Source organism: Okeania sp. SIO2B3 (genome assembly GCF_010672525.1).
Classification (GTDB): domain Bacteria; phylum Cyanobacteriota; class Cyanobacteriia; order Cyanobacteriales; family Microcoleaceae; genus Okeania.
This window is the reverse complement of record NZ_JAAHGH010000055.1, coordinates 1-23,171: the sequence shown is the minus strand read 5'-3', so window position 1 is coordinate 23,171 and position 23,171 is coordinate 1. Positions and strand designations below refer to the sequence as shown.

The following is a 23,171-nucleotide window of genomic DNA, read 5'->3' as shown; positions in this document are numbered from 1 at the left end:
TTTGACATTTAATCAGTAGAGCAATAATTATCCATTATCCATTAATGAACCATATCCTTTGGTAAGCCATTCAGCTAATTCCTTCTTCCAAGATAATGACTTATAACTCATAGCTGATAGCTAACTGCTGACCACTGAATGCTTACGTCTTAATAAAGCGATATAGCTGCCGCACTTACTCCGCCAACGCTTCAAAAGCTTCTATATCTCAAAATCAATTGAACACTTAATTTTTACTTATAAGTTTTAGTATTTTTCTTTGAATCTTTTTAACTTTGTCAGGATTTTATGACAAAAAAGGAGAAAATTTTTCTGATACAGCTAACGAAGTTTCAAGATGTTTAGCCGTTTTCCTCCGTTGTGTGATACTATAAATCGTATAAAAATCCAAGGGTAAGTATTGCTAAAGAGAATTTTGACGCTGCAAATGCCGATTATTTCGTTGTTTTAAAGACAAATAGTCTTGTGTTCCTCAACCAGAAATGACAAATTTTTCTCTTCTAACTTTTCCGCAGTTTGATAGATTGACAAATTTATGGTATGTAGAAGAAAAAAGGACAATTATAGCTGATGAGCGATCGCTCCACTCTTATCCAAACACTTTATAGTTACACCTGCTACAGCTAGCAACAAAATAAGAACCAGTCTACAATACGGGTTTGGTATAAAACCTAGCTAGGTAATCAGCTTATAATCTCTGATTTAACGGAAGAGAACTTCAAACTGCATATTAAATCAGTGGTCAGAAATATTGCTAGAATGTCTGACAATATAGCTTTTGAATAAAATTTGGTAGAAATTGATTCTACTGAAAGCTAGAATTAAAAATATCGTGACCAAAAAATAAGGTCTCAAGTCTTCCCTTTCAAGGGGATGAAAAAAAATAAAGTTCAATATTTCAATCCTGATGCTTTCCTACGGAATGCTGCGCAAACAGGCAAAGCTACTGATAACTGATAACTGATAACTGATAACTGAAATGACTTTGGCCCAAGCACTGGAACAAGAGTGGAAAACCAAACTTCAGGAAGACTACCCAAACCATAGCTCAGATGTCCACAACAGTATTATTTGCTGGCTATTGGGGAATAATCCTAGTCGCTTAGACGAGCTGACCCCTACTCAAAGGGCAATGGCATCTAAAGGCAGAGAGTTTCTTTATCGAATTCTAAAACAAAGATATTTGGACATTCCGCCAGAGCGAGCTTATCGAAACTTACTGCAACGCTTGAGTGGCCTAGTAATGCTGCGACAGAAAATACGAGCATGGGTAAATACCAGTCGCGATCGCCAACGAAGTGTAATAGATGTCCTACAGGAAGTGATCCAAGAGATGCTCAATAGCGATCGCTACCTACAGCAGCAAATGGCCAAAATCAGTGAATGTACAAAAAATCCCAATCTTCGCAACTCTCTGTTATTGGCTAGTGTAGAAGAATATTGTATTAGACCGATTCGTAATCAGCCTTTACTGGTATATAGATTTGTTAATTATCTACGTAGAACTCAAAGAGGTGGCCTAACTCAAGTACCTGTAAAAGAATGGGTTAAATTAATCTCAGAAGATATTAGTCCTGGTGATACCGAAGATCAAGTGAGTTTGTTGGATGCTGTAGTGACTTCAGGGTATCAAGATACTGAAGAAATGGAGCAACAACATTTGCTCCGCTCTAAAGTCCAGGAAGAATTTGAGAAATATTTGGCGGAAAAAGTTGATTCCAAGGCAGCAGAATGGTTGAAGCTTTATCTTCGAGGCAATACTCAAGAGGAAATTGCTCAAGCTTTAGATATGCCTATCAAGCAAGTGTATAGGTTACGAGAAAAGGTCAGTTATCATGCAATTCGTGTTTTTGCAGTTAAACAACAACCAGAATTAGTAGCTAGTTGGTTAGAAATTTCTCTGAATGAGCATGGCTTAGGTTTGACTTCTAATCAATGGCAAGAATATTGGAAAAATCTTAATCCCCAACAACGTCATTTAATCGACAGCTTAAAATCAGGTGCGAGTGTAGAGGAAATTGCTAAACAATTAAACTTGAGAAGTAACCAAGTTATTAGCGAATGGACTAAATTATACTTATCTGCTCAGTCCTTGCGAAATAGTTCTTAGCTTCCATTAATACTAAGATTGTAGCTAATGCAGGATGTCAGAAATAACTAGGGCGCAAACCCCAATTACTTTTTTCGTCGATCAAATTCCGAGTAAAAAATTTACGCATAAATACTTGCTATACATGATTACTAAATCACAGCAGCTATGATTTTCTTCTAAAATTCTGTCTCCTGTCTCCTGACTCCTGACTCCTGACTCCTGACTCCTTCTTCGACTCCCTTGTTTTCATCCCTCGGTTCAAACATGGGGGTCTTCAACGTCGCTTTTCAGTAATTTTTAGGATAATATAGTGTTGATAAGTGGGGTATCAAGTATTTGAGTCTGGAGAGACTTGGACTAATGTAATTGGCGTATTTAGTGTGATTTGTTGAGAATTTTTTTGCAGATGGTAAAAGTACACCAATATATATATAGTAGCTGCTTGATTATTACCATTTTTTTACCGAAGAATTAAGGTTTAAAGCCTTTCCTTTAAAGGAGAAACAAGCGGTCGTTTTGCTGGCGCACAACTCCGTTAACGCTACGCGACATGTTTGCGGAGCATTCCGTAGGAAAAAGCGCAGCTTTCCCGTAGGGTGGGATGGCAAGGTCTCCTCGCCATATCCAATCGACCAAGAGAGAAAAAATTTTCATAATTAGTAAATCCTCTTCCTTTCAAGGAGAGGTAATTATTAATTATTAATTATTAATTGTTGAATCAGCTTCAATAACTCTAGTGAAGACGGTTGTTGCCTATTTTAACCCCGATCATTAAATAGATGATTTCTATTAGTTTCAAACCAACAACTCAATAATGCCCGCATACAACAAAAATAATGGGGAAAAGCAAATGGATAATCCCCAGGTATTTGCTCTAATTGATAATATATTACCATTTGAAGCCTGTCTACACTATCAAATTTTACCTCTATCTGTAGAAGGTAGTCGAGTCAGACTTGGTGTGGTTGACATCAAAGATTCTTCTGCTACAAATTATGCTCGCCGATTATTATCTTACTTAAATTGTTCGCTAGTAATGGAAGAAATTTCCTCTGAAACTCAGAGGTCAATGTTATCATCTTATTTAAACTATATTGGTCATCAAAAATCTGTCACTTCTAGTTCTTCTCAACATAAACTGGCTAATAATAATCAGAAACAAATTGAGAATCATCAATCTACTGAAAAAGGAAAAAATCAGCAATTTTCTGAGCATAACAAGTTCACAAGTCAAGAATATTTAATTAAAAAATCTCAAGATTCACAACAACAAAAACTTCAACCTCAAATTCAAGATTTATCACAAAATCCACAAAATCATTTATGTGATGTTTTAGAATTATTTCTGCCTAACTCTCAACAATATATCTCTTTAGAATCTATGGCTATTTTAGAGCCTCAACAGTTATTGAGAGAACTAATGGTAAGAGTTTTAGAATCAGGAATTGGTAGACTTTATTTTGAGCAACAAGAGTCACAAGGAAAAATTCTTTGGAGTCAAGATGGAGTTCTAAAATCTGTAGTTGAAAACCTAGAACGAGAAAAAATTGAAGGTGTTATTAAAGAACTTAAAATTCTGACAAAAATGAGTTCAATTCCCGTTAAAAAACCTCGGCAAGTAGAGATTGAAAGAATTTATCAAAATAATCATTTACTATTACGTTTGAGGGTTATGCCAGGAGTTTATGGGGAAGAAGCAACACTACAGGTATTAAGAGGAGCTGCTTTAAAATTTTATCAACAGCAAAAGCTATCCTTATTGAGTCAAGATACCTTGAAATTAGGCAAACAATTACAGATTAAAATCAATCAAATTTATTCTCGTCAACACCTAGCTCCATTTCAACTAGATAGCTTGTTAACTTTGCAGAAGTTACTGGATAATGTTGAGCATCAGGTTGAATGTATTATTTCTCAACAAAATAATCAAAATTTATAAATATGACAGGGAGTAGGGAGTAGGGAGTAGAAAGTAGGGGGAATTTTGTTTTAAGCATTTCTTACGGAATGCTGCGCAAACAGCAGTCAGTATAATGGAGTAGACAGGAGACAGGAGACAGGAGACAGGAGACAGGAGACAGGAGGAACGGGGAATTAAGAGGAGGTAGAAGTAAGAATTGTAAGAATAATTTTTCTGCCCAACTATCAGCCTAAAATACACTCCATGCATGAGCATGAAGAGCTGAAAACTAGGCATTTTTTTCAACCTAAAACAGCTAAAAACTTTATCTATCAATGCTTTTAGATTTAATCACCAAGCCCTAATTAATAATTAATAATTAAATAATTCGGGCCTTGAAACCTCCCCTTTTAAGGGGAAAAAAGCGGTTGAGGGATGGCGAGGTCCCCTCGCCATATCCAATCAACCAAGACAGCGGTCGATCTTCGCAGCTTCCCAGTTGGGTGGGATGGCGAGGAAACCTGCGCCATATCCATGAGACTAAGATAAGAAATAATATTTCCTGATATTCAATTCCGTAACAGTTTTAACCAGAGGTAATTATCAATTATCCATTATCAATTATCAATTAATGAGTATGCCAACCATCTCAATTACTTTCTTCGTTCATCAAATCCCGAGTAAGCAATTAAGCATAAATACTTGCTTGATTGTTTACTCAATCACGGCAGCTATGATTTTTTCCTAAATTATGACTCCTGACTCCTGACTCCTGACTCCTGACTCCTTCTTCTATACTAGAACAGGCTCTGCTTGTGGCCACCGATTCACTGTTTTGCCAATTATTGACATTTCCTGCATTAACCGATCGAATTTTTCAGGTGTCAGAGATTGAGGGCCATCAGATAGAGCTTTTGCTGGGTCTGGATGGACTTCAATCATCAGAGAATCTGTCCCTGCTGCAATAGCAGCCATTGCCATTGCCGGTACATATTCAGCCCGACCAGTACCATGACTAGGGTCAATCATAACTGGTAAATGAGTCAGCGATCGCAACACTGGTATTGCTGAGAGGTCCAAAGTATTACGAGCATACTGACGGTCAAATGTACGAATACCCCGCTCACAGAGAATTACATTTGGATTTCCAGCTGCTAAAATATACTCTGCAGCCATTAACCAGTCTTCAATAGTTGCAGCCATTCCCCGCTTCAAAAGTACAGGTTTGTCTTGGGCACCTACCTTTTTTAATAGAGAGAAGTTTTGCATATTACGGGCACCCACTTGTAGCACATCAGCAACTTCAATCAATTTTGGTAAGTCAGCAGCATCCATTACTTCTGTGATAATACCCAGACCTGTTTTTTCTTTAGCTGCAGCTAGTAGACCTAAAGCACTTTCACCATGTCCCTGAAAAGAGTAAGGAGAGGTACGAGGTTTATAAGCTCCTCCGCGCAAAAACCTAGCACCAGCAGCTTTTACCCGTTGAGCTGTTTCTATAATCATCTCCTCATTTTCTACCGAGCAAGGGCCGGCAACTACAACTAAGGGGTGATGAAGACCGAAAGTTACAGGTCCATCAGGAGTAGATACTACTACATCACTTGCTTCTCCATGGCGATATTCTAAACTGGCTCGCTTATAAGGACGTTCAACCCTCATTACCTGTTCGATCCAAGGACTTAGTTCTTGTAGTTGTAATGGATCTAGGTCTGCAGTATCTCCTACTAAACCTATGACAACTTTATAGCGCCCAACAATTTTTTCTGGTGTTAGACCCCAATTGGTTTGAAGGTCATTGCAAAGACGGTCTATCTCAGCTTCTGGAGAACCAATTTTTGTTACTATAATCATTTTTTCTTTTGCAGTTAATTAGGTGTAAGTTCAACTACGGTTATATTGACAATAACTTTTGACTTCTTCCTGATCTTTTAAAGATACAGGTATTCTAAGAGGATGCTACGCAAGGGGATAAATACTCATTGCTCGCTCTTTCTTAGTGTCATCTAGAGATTTATCCGGGTGGGACGAGTCAAAACGCCCCTAGACACTCACTTGTATTAACATTAAGTTATACAGATTGTGCTTACTTTTTCTTAGCTTCCGGGAGGTTCTATCAATACGTCAAAAGTGTACACTCCCTGTCCTGCCATTGCTTGCAGTTATATAGTCATACTGCCGTTAAATGTATCAACCGTTGTTTGTTTCTTATTTGCCAGGATTTCTCCGTACTAGGACAGTTCCAGGTGCAGATAAACGCCTTACTCAAAGTTTAATTCTATCACTTCAGCCGGATTGATCCTGAACCGTTATTTTCATCCCCTGCCTAAAGACGAGGAGCTTTCAACCTTATTCTGTATAAAACTTAACTTTTACTCGTTTCTTAATAAATCCAATACAATCTCTAGTTTGCTCTGTGGATGTGATTTTTTCACATTAAATTGTTTGGGAATATAAGACAGTACTAGAGACAAGGTTTTCTCATCTCTATAACTATTAATCATAGATGGAAATTAGCTTTTTGATTTGGCTTCTTTCCTGGCTTCTTTCATTCGTTGAAAGTTAATTTTTAGTTCTTGCCAACCCAACAAACTACCTTTTCTATCTTCATCCCAAGAAGCGGAAAAAAGACCATAGCTCAAACCAATAACACTTAAACCAAAAAAGCTCATACTAACTAGCAAAACTGCTTGGTTTGGTAGTATCAAAATATCATTTGTAATGATAAAGTAGCTAATAACAAAGGTTAATAAAGACAAGATTAGAGGTGTACCAGAGAATAACACCATACGACTTATCATTCTCTGACTAACTACTTCAGGGATAGAATTTTCTCCTTTGAGTTGTTGGCGTTGTTTTTGATTACTAATGTTTTTCGGCTGATTTACATTAGAAGACTTTTGCTCCTCTACTGTTTTTGTTTTGGGTGAGGGAGATGATTTCTTACCTTGCTTTTTACGATTTTTAGCAGGCTCAAAAGGTAAAGGTTGACGTGATGATTCTGAGGACATAAGTAAGTTTCTAACCTCTAATACCAAGGCGAGTAATTAATCCTTTATAACGTTCTTGGCTTTGTTTCTGGATATATGATAGTAAGCGCTTACGTTTACCAATCATTTTTAATAGACCTCTTTGGGATGAATAATCTTGCTTATTATTTTTTAAATGAGCACTTAATTTGCTAATTTTTTCGGTCAGCATTGCTACTTGGACATCTGCTGAACCTGTATCCGTTTCATGGGTTTGGTATTCACCAATAATTTCTTGTTTACGTTGTTGCTTGAGAGCCATATATTTAACTTCTACTAATCTTTCTCAAAATTACTACAATCACTAACTATATCATCAAATACTTGTCCCAGACAATAAAAGAATATAAGATTTCAATCAGCAGTGAGCAGTGAGTCTGAATCTCTTGCTATTGCACTACGCAAATAGGGCGCGGGAATTTATAAATGCTCAAAATTGCTCAGGGATGACTTCTGAGTTCTGAGTTCTGAGTTGCGCGTAGCGCTATAGTATTTTCCTCTCTGTGCCTTTTTCAAAGTTGAGTAGGACGACTCAACCAACTAATAGCTTCCCTAATCCAATCTTCTGCATTTATATTTTTGGACATTTTAGCATTTTGACTAACAGCTTGCAATGCCTGTATTACCTCTGGACCTGTATATCCCAAAGCTAACAAAGTCATTTCTACTTCCTCTTGAATAGCGGGCAAAACTCCCACAGGTACTGATGTAGTTAAGCCAGCATCATGTCGCCACTCGGCCAATTTATTTTTTAATTCTAAAGCAATGCGTTCTGCAGTTTTCGGGCCTACTCCTGGAGTTTTGGCTAAGACACGAGTATTTCCCCCAACAATAGCTTGGACTAAATCTGGTAATTCTAAAGTATTTAACAAAGCGATCGCCAATTGTGTGCCAATACCACTAACACTTACTAACTGGCGAAATAAATCTCTTTCTGAAGAAGTACCAAAACCATATAATAACATTTGGTCTTCCCGTATTTGTTGGTGAGTAAAAACTTGTACCTCTTCCCCTTGCTGTAAATTCTGAGTTAACCTTGGCAGAATTTGTAGCTCATAACCTACTTGATTAACTTCTAAAATTAGAGTTACACGAATACCACTGCCTTTTTGAACATCAGCCACTTTCCCTTTCAGATAATTAATCATTCAAATTAATTTAAAATCATTGCAAAATTACATATTAACAACTACTGAACCATCATTGAACTTACAAAAATTTGCGACTCGATCAGATATTAATTTTTAGAGCTTTTGGTAACACAGAACAAAGATTGAGATTAAAATGTATCCGATCATTATAACTCTAATTATTTTTGTGCTAGTGAATATTTTTTTTACTTTCTACATTTCTCAAATTCACAGCACAATACCTTGATATTTAAACAACTTTGTTTTCGGAAATTTTTCATCACTAATTATCAGTGCTATATTTACAGGAAATACTGCTTTGACTGTTATATTCCAATTATCAGTTGCGAAAAAATTACGAAATTTCAGCCATGCTCAACCATTAATAATTTCAGCAATATTATGGGGATGAGGATTTCTCGTAATCGGTATTACTGGGATAGTAGAAATAGGTAATATTTTATGGACGACTTTAGCTTTAAGTTGATTTGCTATTTTCATTAATTGATAATGGATAATTGATAATTACCTATGGTTAAAACCGCTACGGAATTGAATATAAGGAATATTTTCTTTTCTTGGTCGATTGGATATGGCGCAGGTTTCCTCGCCATCCCTCGACCGTTTTTTTCCCCTTAAAAGGGGAGGCTTCAAGGCGCGAATTATTTAATTATTAATTATTAATTATTAATTATTCGGTAATTATTTCTTATACTCCTTCTGCCTCAGCTTTAGTAGCGGATTTAGCACCAGAATCTTTACCGAAAAATTGTGGTTGAAAGCCTCCCCTTTTAAGGGGATAATAAAGAAAAATTTTCATCTCTTTGTCAATCCTCTTCTTTCAAGGAGAGGTAATTATTCATTATTCATTATTCATTATTCATTGTTGAAATGGTATTTATTTAGCAATTAATGTTCAGTGTTGGGCGATTGGATTTTTAATCGGACTGCTACTAGGAGGATGGGTATTATATAAAACACAAATTGTGGTGATTTTTTTGGGGTTATTAATGGCAATAAGTGGGGGAATTACCGAATAATTAATAATTAAATAATTAAATAATTAAATAATTAAATAATTAAACAATCCTGGTTAAAAGCCTCCCCTTTCAAGGGGAAAAAAGCGGTCGTTTTGCTGGCGCACAACTCCATTAACGCTACGCGACATGTTTGCGTAGCATTCCGTAGGAAAAAGCGCAGCTTTCCCGTAGGGTGGGATGGCTCTGAAACCTGCATGCAGCATATCCAATCGACCAAGAGAATAATTTTTTTCCTTATTTGTCAATCCTCTCCCTTTTAGGGAGAGGTAATTATCAATTATCCATTATCAATTATCCATTAATGAATGTTGGTATTTTGCAGGATATTGACCGCAGATTTATGAGTCAAAGTTTGGCGAATAGAGAAAGTAATTAATGGCATAAATATTTCAGTATTCAGAATCAAGAATTAGATTGTGAGATATTCAGAACCTCAATCAATTAAAGACAACTAAATCATCATATTTCGCTAAGTATTAAAATCAATTATTCTTCTACCATAATTGCCAGCTAAATTCGCCAGTCGTTCAGAATTAAACTCATAACTCAGAATTATTTATCGCTCAAAACATCACACTAAACTCAATCTCAATATCTAAATATTACTCAGTGCAAAACAAATACCTTAACTGTAAATTATTTTGGCTCCTGATTGGCAAAAATTAATTCTTGAAGTTGATTAAATTCACAAATTTGTTAAATTAATCAAGATTTAATGAGACAATACATTTACTTGAGTGTTGGGACTGAACAGTTTAATTCAATCCAACTCCAGTTATTTAGAGTCTAGATTAAAGAAAATGTTAAAGAAAATAGTGGGTTTATGTTTAGTAGCGATCGCTCTAGTATTAACAGGTTGTGTTTCTATTGGCGGTGGACTACAAAGCTTTGTGGATACAACTGATGGTTATGAATTCCTTTATCCTAACGGTTGGCTCGAAGTTAAAGTATCTGATGGCCCGGATGTAGTCTTCCATGACCTAGTTGAGGCCACTGAGAATGTTAGTGTCGTTATTAGTCCCGTAGTCGGAGATAAAACTCTGGCTGACTTGGGTACTCCTACTGAAGTAGGATATAAACTGAGCAAAAATGCCATTGCACCAGTAGACTCTGGTCGGGAAGCAGAATTAGTAAGTGCAGAAGCACGAGAATATAAAGCTAAAACATATTATCAACTGGAATATGCTGTTAAATTACCTGATGGGAGAAAGCGTCATAACTTAGCAAGTGTAGGAGTTAGTCGAGGTAAACTTTTGACTATGAATATTTCAACTACTGAAGCACGCTGGCAAAAACTACATGATAAGTTTGAGCAAGTTATTAACTCTTTCTCTATATATTAGTGAGAAATTTTTATATTGGTCAGGACTAGCAAATTTTTAAGTTTTCCAATCTTAAAAAATATCATTAAATATAGGCTATAGTCCTGACAAATTATCAATGTTTTATGGAATATTTGTTTGCTTGCTTGAAAATATGAAAACTCCAACCTTCATATTAGCTTCATCATCATCAGCGAGACTTCGCTTGTTACAAACTATTGGTATTCATCCTATAGTTATGCCTAGTAACTTTGATGAATCAACAGTTAAATTAATAGAACCTCGAAAATTAGTAGAAACATTAGCCCAGGCTAAAGCAGAAACAATAGCTAAGTCTTTAACGAAAGAAAACTTATCTGAAACACAATCAAATTTAATTTTAGGATGTGATTCAGTATTAGTTATTGATGACGAAATCTATGGTAAACCTGCTGATGCGAAAGAAGCGATCGTTCGATGGCAAAAAATGCGTGGTCAAGTTGGTCAATTGTACACTGGTCATGCTTTAATCGATCTAGTTAAAAATAAAACTATCGTAATTTGTAGAATGACAAAAGTTAATTTTGCTCCCGTTAACGACCAGGAAATAGAAGCTTATGTTGCGACTGGGGAACCTTTAAAATGTGCTGGTTGTTTTGCCATAGAAGGCAAAGGTGGTTTATTTATTGAAAAAATAGAAGGTTGTCATACCAATGTAATTGGTTTAAGTCTACCATTATTAAGAGTTATGCTAAATAGTCTAGGATATCAAGTTAGTAACTTTTGGTAGATTATAAAATATCCGATTTTTAAATCTAATAATTATTCTAAATTGAAGAGTAATAGCAAACTTATTTCCTACTTATAACTCTAAGGATTGAAAATTCAATAAATTCCCAAAAATTATTTAACAACTCATATTATATAGAGAGCTGAAATAATTAAACTTGTATAGGTCAATTCAATTATCAGTTAGCCTCCTAGGTCGGAGCTACCCTAACAGTACCTCCTGTAATAGCTATGCTTTATAAACATCTTTCTTAACAAAAAACGTAGACATTATAGACAAGTTATGTGTTTGCCTTTGAGAGGCTTTTTCCGGAGAAAAAGTGCATTGAAAAATACATTTTTTCGATAACTTAAGTACTTTTGCCAAAAATCTATACTCTTTCTCCCTTCTCCCCTGCTCCCCACAAGGTTTTCAGAAGTTCCTGATCAGGGATAGCTTTCATTAATTGATAATTGATAATTGATAATTAGGGCTTGCTGATTAAAGATCAAAGCATTTACAGATAAAGGTAAGTGCCTTTTTAGGGTCGAATTGCAGTGCGCCTGTTTCAGTCTAAAACACTCAAAAATTTAGTATTTTGGCAAGATTTGGGCAGAAAAATCATTCTGACAAAACGCCCGCTCCTACCTCATCGCTCCCGATCCATTTCTCCTGTCTCCTGTCTTCCCCTCCCCTCCTGGGAGGGGGAGGGGCGAGGGGTGGGTTGTCTCCTACCCTCACCCATAAGACTTTTGAGCGCAAACCCTAATTACCTCTGGTTAAAACCGTTACGGAACATAAAATTGATATAAAACCCAATCGCCAACACCTAACACCTACGACCTACAACCCTAAACGCTAAATAGTAAATATCTAACTATACCTTATTGTGCAACAAATTCACAAGCAAACCTCAAAAATAAAATTTTTTCTTTAATGCCGTTGACAAATTCTTAAATAAGAATTATTCTGATTTACAGCAGTAAAAGCTGATACAGATTGAATTGCTAAGTTACTAAATCATTTTGAGGTTAAGTTATGGTTATTGAGCGCGTTCCTGATGTAGTATTCAAAACTCGTGTCCGTGATGAATCTGTTGATGGACCTAACCCTTATCGTTGGCAAGACAAAACTACCCAAGAAATTTTTGGTGGCAAGCGTGTAGTATTATTTGCATTACCTGGAGCCTTCACACCAACTTGCTCATCTACTCACTTACCTCGCTATGAAGAACTATACGATGAATTCAAAGGACAAGGAATAGACGAAATTATTTGTCTATCAGTAAACGATGCCTTCGTAATGTTCCAATGGGGTAAGCAGCAGAATGCCAAAAATGTATTCCTATTACCAGATGGCAATGGAGAATTCTCTCGTAAAATGGGAATGTTAGTAGATAAGTCCAATATCGGTTTTGGTATGCGCTCCTGGCGCTATGCAATGGTTGTCAATGACTGTAAAATCGAAAAGATATTTGTTGAAGAAGGTTTTAGTGACAACTATGGTGACGATCCATTCGAGACATCTGACGCAGATACGGTATTAGCCTATCTCAAGGGTACAGAAGCACCAGCAGAAAAACCAGCTCGATTAGAGTTTGTTGGCTAGTTTGCCCCTCTAACATAAAGCTGAAACTGACAATAATAATACTATATGTAGCAATTAAATGTGATTTTTGAACTGTAGTGTCTAAAAATTAACCTAAACAATAAATTTTTGGCGCTACAAAGATATTTTTACATTACATTGCTATATATAGTGTTAACCTATCTTATTCAGTAATGATAACCAAAATATATTCGACAATTCCCATTTTCTTCACTTCAGTTGATAAAGAATTATATAATTTTGATCTATTCAAACTAAAATAAATAGGAAAAATAGGAAAAATTAGATAGATTTTCAACCGATACATTATAGTTATATTTATTTGATTTGAATAATATTTCTAGACTATCAATAATGATCGTTGAAACTAGACAAAAAAGAATAGGTATTTTTGATAGTGGCATAGGAGGTCTAACTGTTCTGAGAGAGCTATATAGACAGTTGCCTAGTGAATCTATTCTTTACTTTGGAGATACAGCAAGATTACCTTATGGTACAAGAACTAGCAAAGAAATTGTACAGTTTGTAGATGAAATTATAGAATGGTTAGTCAAAAGTGGAGTTAAAATGGTGTTGATGGCTTGTAATACCAGTTCAGCTCTTGCTTTAGAAAAAATCAAGTCTAAATTTGATATTCCGATCCTAGGACTGATTGTACCAGGGGCTAATGCTGCAGTAGAATTAGGAACAAGAATAGGCGTAATTGCTACCCCTGCAACTGCTGCTAGTAATGCCTATCGTAGAGCAATTCTAGAGGCAAATGCTTCTGCTAAAGTGTGGCAAGTAGGCTGTCCCTATTTCGTACCTTTAATAGAGCAAAATCAGTTACATAACCCTTATACATATCAGATAGCAGAAGAATATTTGATGCCATTAATACAGCAAAAAATTGACACATTGGTTTATGGTTGTACTCACTATCCCTATTTAGAACCAATATTGCGTTCTTTTCTACCTAGAAATGTTAATTTTGTAGACCCTGCTGTATCTCTAGTGAAAGTAGCTGCGAAAAAGCTAGAAATTATGAATTTGCAAAACTATGAGAAAGCAAAACCGACAAAATTCGTAGTTAGCGGTTCTGCTCAAAAATTTGCTGAATTATCATTACAATGGCTTGGTTATAAACCAATTGTACAATCAGTTTCTTTCTCTACGGTTCTAGACAAACCTATTTCTATGGCATAGAATTTATGTTGGGGATTTAACGAAGTCAGAAGTCAGAAGTTAACCCAACCCACCCCCGCCCCTCCCAGGAGGGGAAGTAGGGTATTTGAGCCCCGCTCCAAAAAAATTTCGCCAGTCAAGGCGGGGTTGCGCGACCCATATTATTTTGATAAACAGAAATAAGATATTATTCTATGCAACTTTATATATATTAATTTGGCATTACCACTCTTACACAAATGTCAAATATTTTATTAGTTATTTGATAGCACAAGCAAGCAGCAAGAAGGAAAAATCAGGCGTTGTCTGAGTTTTAAACTTTTTATCTATCCTAACTTTCCTTCGACTGCTATAATATTTAGTAATCAAATTAATCTTAATAGCAGATAATTTATAGTTCATATAGAACTATAGTATTATCTGCTGTTTTTTATTAATGCAAATTAGTTCTTGAGTTAGCAATGCCTTGTTGCCAAGATTTATTTCTTGTGATTTTTGCACCTCTTTGGGCTAATGTTAATAGTAAATATACAGTAAATACATAACCAGTTGCTAGAATGGGAATAATTACAGGAATGTGATTGTAGTTCATAGTTTTATTAAATGGTATAGTGAGGAGGATTGAGATGTAAGTATTTCTTAGCTCAAAAGCTAAGTAATTAAAGATTAATTGAGTATTCTTTACTTAGTAATTAATTGAAATCAATACTAAGAAAAACAATTATCCTTTAATTGATTTTTAGAGCAAAAGAAACTTATAGACAAAGTCTTAAACTCTTTGTATTCATAAGGTTGTAGCATTAAAGAGTAATGCAAAGTAGCAGAGATTTTGATTTTTCAGTTCACATACTTGAACTGTTCTTTTAAGTTAACTTCTGCTTAGGTAGTCTCTAAATTTAGATCCTAGGTACATTTTTAGAGAAGAGGTTATTCAGATTAGAAATTGTTGATAATTACTGAGTACGATTGGTAACCTGGAATACTATCAATTTATGGCAATTTTTAGCAATTATATTGCTTAATTACATCATCTATCGATCTAAAATTTTAGCCTGGGACTATGTTTTAGTAACTAATAATCCATAGATTTCTAGAAGCTTAAGTTAACTCAATTTCTGCACTTCAGTCATTGGTCAATATATCTCAGACAAACTATGCAGCTATTAAGTTATCTTCATTATCATTAATTAGTTAGATAGAGTGCCTGATAGCTTAATCGATATAACCCACATAGCAAAAACTTTGAGGTTAATTTGGATCAAATATGATGATGACTAAATTATATGTATTCCAGCTCAGAAGTTGTTGACTATTCTCTTCCCCAATAGGTAACTTTATAACTATATGAGGAATTTTTGGTCTATTTACTTTTTTAATTCAAAAGACCTCTCCAATAATTAATCTCAAACCCTTGAAATACCTGGGTAAAAACTTAGTTTCCGGAGATGTCTAAAATGTAACTATTATCTCTTTTTACTCTAAATAGTTATAGTAGATTGAGTCAACCTGATAATGAATGGTGAACAATTATTCTCTACTATTCCTAGCCGATCTTGATAATTAGGTAAATTGAGAGATGAATCTATAATAAGTCTAGTTCCTTACAGAATTACCTAGCATTCTCCTATTATAGTTAACAACTTTGAATACTTGAATGATTACAGTTCTTACTATTAAAATAACACAGTCAATACTATTTGTATATAGGATTTTGAGAGTTACTTAACAATTAGATACAATATACTATAAAAATGTATTTTATCTATCAAAAAACAAAAAATAATTTATAAAAAAAATCTACTTTACCTATATGAAGGATGGTTGGCTTAGAATAAGAATATAATATGTAAAATTTTGTTAACTTGTAGCTTGATTGGCTAATCCATGACCACTTCAACTCTCCTATTTTCACCAGTAGAAGCAGACCTAAAACTGCTAACAGATAACTTAAAACAATTGGTAGGTGCTCGTCACCCAATTCTGTACGCAGCAGCAGAACATCTATTCCGCGTACAGGGAAAGCGAGTGAGACCAGCTATAGTCTTTTTAATTTCACGGACTACCATGCCAAATCAGGAAATTAGTCCTAAACATCGTCGTCTAGCAGAAATCACAGAAATGATCCACACTGCAAGCTTAGTTCACGACGATGTAGTAGACGAATCAGAAATTCGCCGAGGTGTCCCCACTGTTCATAGTTTATTTACCAATCGTGTTGCAGTACTGGCCGGAGATTTTCTCTTTGCTCAATCATCTTGGTATTTGGCCAATCTAGATAATCTAGAAGTAGTCAAACTACTTTCAGAAGTAATTATGGACCTTGCAGAAGGAGAAATTCAGCAAGGACTACATAAATTTGATACTGACTTATCCATAGATGCTTACTTAGAAAAGAGCTACTATAAAACAGCTTCTCTAATTGCTAATAGCTCTAAAGCTGCGGCTACTCTTAGTTGTGTCTCACCAGAACTAGCTCAGGATATGTACTACTATGGCCGATATGTAGGCTTGGCATTTCAGATAGTAGATGACATACTAGATTTTACCAGTGCAACAGAATCTCTCGGAAAACCTGCTTGTTCAGACCTGAAAAGTGGCAACTTGACAGCACCTACATTATATGCTTTAGCAGAAAAGCCAACTTTAGAAAAACTAATCGAAAGAGAATTAGCCCAAGATGGCGATTTAGAAGAGGCCATCCAATTGATTAAAGATAGTGACGGTATTGAAAAATCTCAGGAATTAGCTACTAAATACGCGAAAATGGGTGTAGAACATTTAAAATCCTTGCCAGATTGTGATTCTCGTCAAGCTCTGATTAATCTTACTGACTATGTTTTAAGTCGGCTGTATTAACTTTTAGTATTCTTCAATAAGTTAGCGAAGAGTTAATTAATACTAGCAGTAGGATAAAGCTTAATAAAGGCAATTAATTGATGTAGACCTATTAATTTTTTTATAGCAATCTAGTCTGTCTTCAGATGAGTTTAACTGTGCTATTTCGTTAATGGATAATGGATAATGGATAATTACCTCTCCCTTTTAAGAAGAGGATTGACTAAAAGGAAAAAATAAATTTTTTTCCCCTTGAAGGGGAGGCTGATAAAGCTGAATTATTTAATTATTAATTATTCGGTTAAATTCTATTTTCTCTATTTACTTGAGATGGTTGAACTATTAATTAATATCAGACAAGCTTTGAGGGTATTTCAATGCCTTAACTAACTATCAGCTATCAGCTATTAGCCTAAAAATTTGTGCATAGAATTAGGTATCTATTAGTGAGCATTTTTTCAGGAGGTGCTTTTTAATTAGCTATTAGCTTTTCCTTATAGTGTTCGGCAATTGAGTTGCTGATGGCTGACTGCTGAGGTGCTGATTGCTATTTTAAGCAATATCTGGAGGAATTTTGCTAGAGTGGGAATTAGAGGATGTCTGATACTGTTGGAGATATATATTTATCAGCTTTTGGACATCCTCTCTCTTAACTTCTGTAGCCATTGTCAAATTACCAGGTTGTTCAAAAAAGACAAGGCTATCTAAAGGTTCAATTGCTATCATTTGGAAAAGTATATAAACAACTGGCACAGGTGTAGCAACTACATTATCCTCTACAATAGAAGATGAAGCATCTTTTTGAGTAGAAAAAGCATAAATGACACTTTTTTCTAATTCAGATTTATTACGATGACCAAGGGTAGTCAAAACCCAATTGTGTGACAAAGTTTGCAAAATATAGTATTCTAAATGTTGTAATTGTTGAGCTAAAAGTTTCAAGGCAGGTGTAATTGCTTCAACAATTTCTGCTGTATTTCCATTTTGAGGTGAATTTTTAATGAGTGTTTGGATTTGTCTATCTAAGTCCATAATTTATTATCTAGTATTTTCAGAAATTGTATGAAATCAGGGTGTATATGTAATGAATCGAAGAAATTATTAGTAGTTAATTTATTAATACAATGATGGGGGAAATCTGCCAAGTTGGCGAAGAAAATTTAAAGCTCTTGCTAGATGAATTTCAGCAATCTACTCGTGCATCAAAGCAAAATTGCCAATCAGTAGCAGAGCGTATTAAACAGGAAGTAGAAAGAATTTGCATAGAAAGCAAAAGAATTCAAGCTTCTGGGGAAATAAGTAAATGGGCAAAGAATCTAGCTCAACATCGTCTGAGACAATGTCTACATTACTACAAGCTTGGTTCTAGAGAAGGAAGAATACATTTACATAGCAGTCTAAGTGCGATTGTTTATAGGTATATCACTCCTCCTCAAATACAATCAAGTTATCAGGCAAGATTAAATCTGATTGAGGACTTTTTACAACAATTTTATCTGGAGGCTTTAAATGCTTTCAGACGAGAAACTGAGCTGCCAATAATGTACACTCCCCATACATTATTAGAACTGGCAGAGTACATGGCCTTTACAGAGCGTTATGGCAAAAGACGCATACCTTTGTCTGGTGGTCGTAGTCAACAATTAATTATTCTGCGTGCTCAAACATTTTCCCATCAACAACCAAAGGAAACATCTGTAGATATTGACCAAGCAGCGGAGGGAACAACTACTGACTCAGATAAGACATGGAATGATGGGTCTATGCAACAAGTGCGAGAAGCAATGGTCGCACAACAGGATACAGGTGATGATATAGCTTCTCTGCGCCAGGTGGTTGTAGAAGAACTTATGGCCTATCTGGAGGAACGTCAGCAGCAAGACTGTGCAGACTACTTTGCACTGCGTTTACAAGACTTATCAACTGGGGAAATAGAATCTATCTTAGGTCTTACTCCCAGACAAAGGGATTATTTACAGCAGCGCTTTAAGTACCATTTGCTAAAATTTGCCATGGGACATAGGTGGGAGTTAGTTCATCAATGGTTAGAAGCAGACTTAGAGCATAATTTAGGCTTAACTCCCACAGAATGGGCAGCTTTGCATAAGCAAATTGACGCAGAACAGAAAAGTTTGCTAGATTTGAAGCATAAAGGTCTTTCTGACGAAGCGATCGCCAAGACTTTAGGTCGTAAAGTAAACCAGGTGAAGAAGAAGTGGCATAAGTTACTGGAACTTGCCTGGGAATTACGAAATCATTCAAATTCCGGAGCGAGTGCGTCAACTGATGAATAACGAAACGAATAAACAGGTGGAAACTTTTGAGGATAATTTCTTTGACTGGTTATTAGGGCCAAATTCTAAAGAAGTATCAAACGTAGGGGAAAATCAAAACAAGATTGAGTATGGAAACAAAGAAGTTAGGGTGGAACAGTTAGAGTGGGAAGAATTAGACCCACTTGGTGCTGAAGAAATTGACGACCCCTACGACCACGAAAGTCAGCCACTTACATCCGGAGAAGTACCAACCGTGTATAATCGTTTCGAGACTGTATTACAAAAACGACTTAAAGCCAAGATTGAAGCTAAACCCCCAAGATTTCCTTGGGAAAATAATCTGGTAAACTACGATGCTGAATATCCAGACGTAGAGGTAAATAACTGGTTTTCCCCTATTAATTTGTGGGCATCACAGATGAACAATATTAAGTGGGGCAAGTTAAATATACCCTTAACAGAGAATGTATTTGCTCAACTTTTGCAATCTTGTCAGGAAGTACCATCTGATTTACTGCCCGGTAGTAGATTGGTTAGAGCAGTGAATAGTTTGTTCCCAAACCAATCTCAATCTTTAAATGACCTAGCTGGTTTAGTGCTTGTAGGTGGAACCCGCGATGGAGAATTGATGTCCAATGGTATTACCTCTTATAATACTGCAACTCCAAAGCAGCAAATGTTGTTGTCTTTGCTCGCTGCCCAAGAAATTATCTCATCCTTAAGTTTGACTTGTCATTTGAATCAGTCATTAACAAAAAGACAGTGGGAAACTGCTCTAGGGTGGGTTAGCATTGAAGCTGAATATTATATTCCTCAAGATAATTCTTCTACGTGTTTAAAGGTTAAAGGTCAACTACCTGAAGCCGCAAGTTTCCAACTTCAAGGAAGAGGAGTTGAAGCGACTGCTCAACGTTTAGATGCGGGTACTCTATGTGTAGAGTTATTTGACCCACAACCAGAACAAACATATCAGCTAATTATTAAATTTCTCAACTGGGAGCAATCTTTAAAATTTGTTATTCGCCTTCAATAATTTAGAGTTTAGAACTGAGAATTTAGAATTATTTCTTCTGATAAACTAAGAGGATTAATGTAACTTTTGAATTTTGAGTTGATAACGTGCCTATGCTTTTAAAGGGATAATAAAGAAAAATTTTCCCGTTCATCAATCCTTTTATTTTAAAAGGAGAGGTAATTATTAATTATTAATTATTAATTGTTAATTATCAAACGTGCCTATCCGTTCAAAGTTTGACGATTTTTATGACCGAAAAATTGTGGTTTAAAGCCTCCCCTTTTCAAGGGATAATAAATAAAAATTTTCCTGTTCGTCAATCTTCTCCTTTGACAAAAGAGGCAATTATTAATTATTAATTATTAATTGTTGAAAAGCATCTACCAAAAATTATGTCTAATTTTTCTGGTTGGGAGGTGCGAAACCTTCCTATATTAGGACCTCTGTGGCGACAAATAGAAGCAGCACCTAAACCTGTTCCTGAAAATTCTATTCTATTGCGAGTCATGGTACAGGCGTTAGTTATAGTAGGCATTATTGCAGTTGATGTAGCCGCCGGGGTAGCAACAAACGAACTTCCTTTAACTTTTTGGGCCGCTCCCCTAAGTATTGTAGGGGCAATTTGGAGTTGGTATAACCGCTACAAAAGAAACATACCAGCTAAATTTTGTTTGGCGATCGGAATGTTATTGGTGTTAGCTGCTTTTTTGGGTAGGTTAGTTACTGAGTTGAGTGATACGCGACTGGTATTGGGGGAATTCTTGATTCAACTTCAGGTCTTACATAGCTTTGACTTGCCTAAACGGAAAGACTTGGGTTATTCGATGACTATCGGGCTAATTTTGTTAGGAGTCGCAGGTACTATCAGTCAAACTTTAACTTATGGCCCAGTGTTGCTGTTATTTATAGCGATCGCTATTCCTTGTCTTATTTTAGATTATAGGTCTAGGTTAGGTTTAGAGTCGAGAATTTTAGGTCAAACATCAGAAGTTAAGAAAAAGCAGAAGAAAATATCTTTATTAAATGCTACTTTATCTCCCAAGCGATTAACAATATTATTATTAGTAATTATTGGATTAGGTTTAGGAATTTTTGCTCTTTTACCTAGATTACCAGGTTATCAAGTACGAACTTTTCCTGTTAGTGCGCCGATTAATTTTGATGTAGAAAATTTTGATGGTCGGACTATTACGAACCCCGGTTATATTAGTCAAGGTAGAGGGGATGGAGATGATTCTGGTGGAGAAAGTGGAACTAATCAAGAATCAGGTCCTGGAACTTTAGATAATACTTATTATTATGGATTTAATACTAAAATTAATCAAAATTTACGCGGAAAATTAGTTCCTCAAGTTGTGATGCGGGTGAGGTCGCAAGCGGAGGGTTTTTGGCGAGTTTTAGCTTTTGATAAGTATACAGGTGAAGGTTGGGAAATTTCTCGGAATGATAATTCTTTTACTTTAAATCGCCCTCGTTGGTCTTACCAATTTTATGTTAATTTGCCAATAAATAGGTTTGAAAATGAAACTAGAGAGGTAATTCAAAGCTACACAATTGTTTCTCAGTTGCCGAATTTAATTCCGGCTTTATATCAAGCAAGGGAAGTATATTTTCCCACTGAAAAAATTGCCATAGATCCTGATGGTAATTTGCGTTCTCCTCTTGAACTGAGGGAAGGTTTAACGTACACAGTCATTTCTGATGTTCCTTATAGAAACCAAGATATTTTGAGTAAAGCAGGTACAAATTATCCAGAAAGTATCAGCAAGTATTATTTACAAATTCCTCCAGAAATTTCCGAAAAGGTAAGACAAAGAACAGAGGAAATATTAGCGAACAAAAATAAAGTAGCTCAATCAAGTAATCCCATAATATCACCCTATGGAAAAGCACTTTATTTAGCCCAATATCTCAAACAAAATCCTAATTATAAACTGCAAAAAGAACCTCCATTTTTTGCTGAAGGTGAAGATTTAGTATCAGCTTTTTTGTTCGGTTATCAAAATAGCCCGGAAGGGGAAAAAATTATCGGCGGTTATGGCGACCACTTCTCTACTGTTTTGACAATAATGTTACGTTCTATTGGAATTCCGGCAAGATTAGTAGCGGGTTATTCTCCTGGAGAATTTAATCCTTTTACTGGTTTATATGTGGTTAAAAATACAGATGCTTATATGATGACGGAGGTATATTTTCCTGGGTATGGATGGTTTGCTTTTAATCCTATTCCGGGAATGCCTTTAACTCCTCCTTCTATTGAAAAAAATGAAACTTTTAGTGCATTAATGACTTTTTGGAAGTGGGTAGCTGGTTGGTTGCCTTCTCCTGTAACTGGTTTTTTAGAGAGATTTATTGGTGGAATATTCCGTTGGGTATTGGGAATTCTTAGTTGGTTTTTTGCTCTCTTTTCTCAAGGTTGGCAAGGCATATTTACTGGTTTAATTTTAGCTACTTCTTTGGCTTTCTTGGGATGGTTATTGTATATATTTTGGCGAGGATGGCGTTACGGTCGATGGTTAGCTAAGTTATCTCCAATGGAGAGTATATATCAACAAATGTTGAGTTTAATGGCGAGTAAGGGATTAGTTAAACATCGTTTTCAGACACCTTTTGAATATACTCAAGCTATAAAGGAATATAATTCAATAAATGAAGTAGAAATAATTGAAGAAATTTCTCAAGCTTATGTGGGATGGCGTTATGGTAATAAGGAAGTTAATTTAACTAGATTAAAAAATTTACTCCGAAGTTTAAAGCGAAGTATTAGGCGTAGGTTAAATTAAAGGAATAAAAAGAGGGTGATGGAATATGAAAAAACTAAGATGGCTCATGTATATAGGAAGTAATGAGCTGCTTAGGGCTGATGCTGATGATCGACCAAATAAGGGAAAATGTTTTTCCTACAGATGAGCTGTTCCCTAATATTATTTTAGGGACAAGACTTATACCAAGCGTGATAAATGTTTGTTACAAATGGTAGGGACGTTGCATAAGGGCGTCCCTACGAAAGAA

At 35.6% G+C, this 23,171-nt stretch carries 18 protein-coding genes; 11 read left to right on the top strand and 7 right to left on the bottom strand.

Annotated elements, in window-relative coordinates; genetic code table 11:
• Window positions 1-482 precede the first annotated feature (482 nt).
• The 3 genes from F6K15_RS25480 to F6K15_RS25470 all read left to right on the top strand — a co-directional run bounded on the left by F6K15_RS25480 (window position 483) and on the right by F6K15_RS25470 (window position 4,031).
• The gene (locus F6K15_RS25480; protein WP_293066075.1) at window positions 483-608 is read left to right on the top strand and encodes a hypothetical protein; all 126 of its coding nucleotides are present in this window, start codon (window positions 483-485) and stop codon (window positions 606-608) included.
• Window positions 609-979: 371 nt separating this feature from the next.
• Window positions 980-2,110 (top strand): HetZ-related protein 2, encoded by a 1,131-nt coding sequence (locus F6K15_RS25475; RefSeq protein ID WP_293066073.1) that lies wholly within the window; start codon window positions 980-982, stop codon window positions 2,108-2,110.
• A gap of 796 nt (window positions 2,111-2,906) precedes the next feature.
• Window positions 2,907-4,031: a hypothetical protein gene (locus tag F6K15_RS25470; RefSeq protein WP_293066071.1), complete on the top strand. Its 1,125-nt coding sequence runs from the start codon at window positions 2,907-2,909 to the stop codon at window positions 4,029-4,031.
• A 753-nt stretch (window positions 4,032-4,784) separates the two neighbouring features.
• Here the strand turns inward: F6K15_RS25470 and aroF are convergent.
• From aroF to F6K15_RS25445, 5 genes are all read right to left on the bottom strand, one after another.
• Window positions 4,785-5,846: a 3-deoxy-7-phosphoheptulonate synthase gene (aroF, locus tag F6K15_RS25465; RefSeq protein WP_293066069.1), complete on the bottom strand. Its 1,062-nt coding sequence runs from the start codon at window positions 5,844-5,846 to the stop codon at window positions 4,785-4,787.
• A gap of 659 nt (window positions 5,847-6,505) precedes the next feature.
• A complete protein-coding gene (locus F6K15_RS25460) occupies window positions 6,506-7,003 on the bottom strand; it encodes a PAM68 family protein (protein WP_293066066.1) in 498 nt (165 codons plus the stop codon).
• Between the two features lie 10 nt (window positions 7,004-7,013).
• A complete protein-coding gene (gene rpsO / locus F6K15_RS25455; RefSeq protein WP_293066063.1) occupies window positions 7,014-7,283 on the bottom strand; it encodes a 30S ribosomal protein S15 in 270 nt (89 codons plus the stop codon).
• 250 nt (window positions 7,284-7,533) lie between these two features.
• Window positions 7,534-8,169 (bottom strand): Holliday junction branch migration protein RuvA, encoded by a 636-nt coding sequence (gene ruvA / locus F6K15_RS25450; RefSeq protein ID WP_293066060.1) that lies wholly within the window; start codon window positions 8,167-8,169, stop codon window positions 7,534-7,536.
• A gap of 357 nt (window positions 8,170-8,526) precedes the next feature.
• The gene (locus F6K15_RS25445; protein WP_293066057.1) at window positions 8,527-8,652 is read right to left on the bottom strand and encodes a hypothetical protein; all 126 of its coding nucleotides are present in this window, start codon (window positions 8,650-8,652) and stop codon (window positions 8,527-8,529) included.
• A 1,339-nt stretch (window positions 8,653-9,991) separates the two neighbouring features.
• Here F6K15_RS25445 and psbP point away from each other — a divergent pair.
• From psbP to murI, 4 genes are all read left to right on the top strand, one after another.
• A complete protein-coding gene (gene psbP, locus F6K15_RS25440; RefSeq protein WP_293066054.1) occupies window positions 9,992-10,534 on the top strand; it encodes a photosystem II reaction center PsbP in 543 nt (180 codons plus the stop codon).
• 133 nt (window positions 10,535-10,667) lie between these two features.
• A complete protein-coding gene (locus F6K15_RS25435) occupies window positions 10,668-11,282 on the top strand; it encodes a nucleoside triphosphate pyrophosphatase (protein ID WP_293066051.1) in 615 nt (204 codons plus the stop codon).
• A 1,017-nt stretch (window positions 11,283-12,299) separates the two neighbouring features.
• On the top strand, window positions 12,300-12,869 hold the full coding sequence (locus tag F6K15_RS25430; RefSeq protein ID WP_293066048.1) for a peroxiredoxin: 570 nt from the start codon (window positions 12,300-12,302) through the stop codon (window positions 12,867-12,869).
• A 354-nt stretch (window positions 12,870-13,223) separates the two neighbouring features.
• Complete coding sequence (murI, locus tag F6K15_RS25425; RefSeq protein ID WP_293066045.1) at window positions 13,224-14,054, top strand: glutamate racemase; 831 nt, start codon at window positions 13,224-13,226, stop codon at window positions 14,052-14,054.
• Between the two features lie 412 nt (window positions 14,055-14,466).
• Here the strand turns inward: murI and F6K15_RS25420 are convergent, their stop codons facing one another.
• A complete protein-coding gene (locus F6K15_RS25420; RefSeq protein ID WP_293066042.1) occupies window positions 14,467-14,625 on the bottom strand; it encodes a hypothetical protein in 159 nt (52 codons plus the stop codon).
• 1,292 nt (window positions 14,626-15,917) lie between these two features.
• Between F6K15_RS25420 and sds the strand changes: the two genes are divergently transcribed.
• Window positions 15,918-16,889, top strand: coding sequence for a solanesyl diphosphate synthase (gene sds / locus F6K15_RS25415; protein ID WP_293066040.1), 972 nt, complete (start codon window positions 15,918-15,920; stop codon window positions 16,887-16,889).
• A 531-nt stretch (window positions 16,890-17,420) separates the two neighbouring features.
• Here sds and F6K15_RS25410 read toward each other — a convergent pair.
• Window positions 17,421-17,900, bottom strand: a complete 480-nt coding sequence (locus F6K15_RS25410; protein ID WP_293066038.1) for a hypothetical protein — start codon at window positions 17,898-17,900, stop codon at window positions 17,421-17,423.
• A gap of 95 nt (window positions 17,901-17,995) precedes the next feature.
• Here F6K15_RS25410 and hetZ point away from each other — a divergent pair, with 95 nt between their 5' ends.
• The 3 genes from hetZ to F6K15_RS25395 all read left to right on the top strand — a co-directional run bounded on the left by hetZ (window position 17,996) and on the right by F6K15_RS25395 (window position 22,942).
• The gene (hetZ, locus tag F6K15_RS25405; protein WP_293066116.1) at window positions 17,996-19,162 is read left to right on the top strand and encodes a heterocyst differentiation protein HetZ; all 1,167 of its coding nucleotides are present in this window, start codon (window positions 17,996-17,998) and stop codon (window positions 19,160-19,162) included.
• Entirely contained in the window at window positions 19,155-20,177 is a 1,023-nt protein-coding gene (locus F6K15_RS25400) for a hypothetical protein (RefSeq protein ID WP_293066035.1), read from the top strand. Before hetZ ends, F6K15_RS25400 begins: the two co-directional genes overlap by 8 nt.
• A gap of 374 nt (window positions 20,178-20,551) precedes the next feature.
• Window positions 20,552-22,942 (top strand): transglutaminaseTgpA domain-containing protein, encoded by a 2,391-nt coding sequence (locus F6K15_RS25395; RefSeq protein WP_293066032.1) that lies wholly within the window; start codon window positions 20,552-20,554, stop codon window positions 22,940-22,942.
• The last annotated feature ends 229 nt before the right edge of the window (window positions 22,943-23,171 follow it).

Bases quoted from the DNA above. Each gene is read 5' to 3' on its own strand.
- F6K15_RS25400 (WP_293066035.1), top strand. From the start codon at position 19,155: ATGAATAACGAAACGAATAAACAGGTGGAAACTTTTGAGGATAATTTC.
- F6K15_RS25430 (WP_293066048.1), top strand. From the start codon at position 12,300: ATGGTTATTGAGCGCGTTCCTGATGTAGTATTCAAAACTCGTGTCCGT.
- F6K15_RS25470 (WP_293066071.1), top strand. From the start codon at position 2,907: ATGCCCGCATACAACAAAAATAATGGGGAAAAGCAAATGGATAATCCC.
- F6K15_RS25420 (WP_293066042.1), bottom strand. From the start codon at position 14,625: ATGAACTACAATCACATTCCTGTAATTATTCCCATTCTAGCAACTGGT.
- murI (WP_293066045.1), top strand. From the start codon at position 13,224: ATGATCGTTGAAACTAGACAAAAAAGAATAGGTATTTTTGATAGTGGC.
- F6K15_RS25435 (WP_293066051.1), top strand. From the start codon at position 10,668: ATGAAAACTCCAACCTTCATATTAGCTTCATCATCATCAGCGAGACTT.
- ruvA (WP_293066060.1), bottom strand. From the start codon at position 8,169: ATGATTAATTATCTGAAAGGGAAAGTGGCTGATGTTCAAAAAGGCAGT.
- F6K15_RS25445 (WP_293066057.1), bottom strand. From the start codon at position 8,652: ATGAAAATAGCAAATCAACTTAAAGCTAAAGTCGTCCATAAAATATTA.
- rpsO (WP_293066063.1), bottom strand. From the start codon at position 7,283: ATGGCTCTCAAGCAACAACGTAAACAAGAAATTATTGGTGAATACCAA.
- F6K15_RS25460 (WP_293066066.1), bottom strand. From the start codon at position 7,003: ATGTCCTCAGAATCATCACGTCAACCTTTACCTTTTGAGCCTGCTAAA.
- F6K15_RS25475 (WP_293066073.1), top strand. From the start codon at position 980: ATGACTTTGGCCCAAGCACTGGAACAAGAGTGGAAAACCAAACTTCAG.
- hetZ (WP_293066116.1), top strand. From the start codon at position 17,996: ATGGGGGAAATCTGCCAAGTTGGCGAAGAAAATTTAAAGCTCTTGCTA.
- psbP (WP_293066054.1), top strand. From the start codon at position 9,992: ATGTTAAAGAAAATAGTGGGTTTATGTTTAGTAGCGATCGCTCTAGTA.
- F6K15_RS25480 (WP_293066075.1), top strand. From the start codon at position 483: ATGACAAATTTTTCTCTTCTAACTTTTCCGCAGTTTGATAGATTGACA.
- sds (WP_293066040.1), top strand. From the start codon at position 15,918: ATGACCACTTCAACTCTCCTATTTTCACCAGTAGAAGCAGACCTAAAA.
- F6K15_RS25395 (WP_293066032.1), top strand. From the start codon at position 20,552: ATGTCTAATTTTTCTGGTTGGGAGGTGCGAAACCTTCCTATATTAGGA.
- F6K15_RS25410 (WP_293066038.1), bottom strand. From the start codon at position 17,900: ATGGACTTAGATAGACAAATCCAAACACTCATTAAAAATTCACCTCAA.
- aroF (WP_293066069.1), bottom strand. From the start codon at position 5,846: ATGATTATAGTAACAAAAATTGGTTCTCCAGAAGCTGAGATAGACCGT.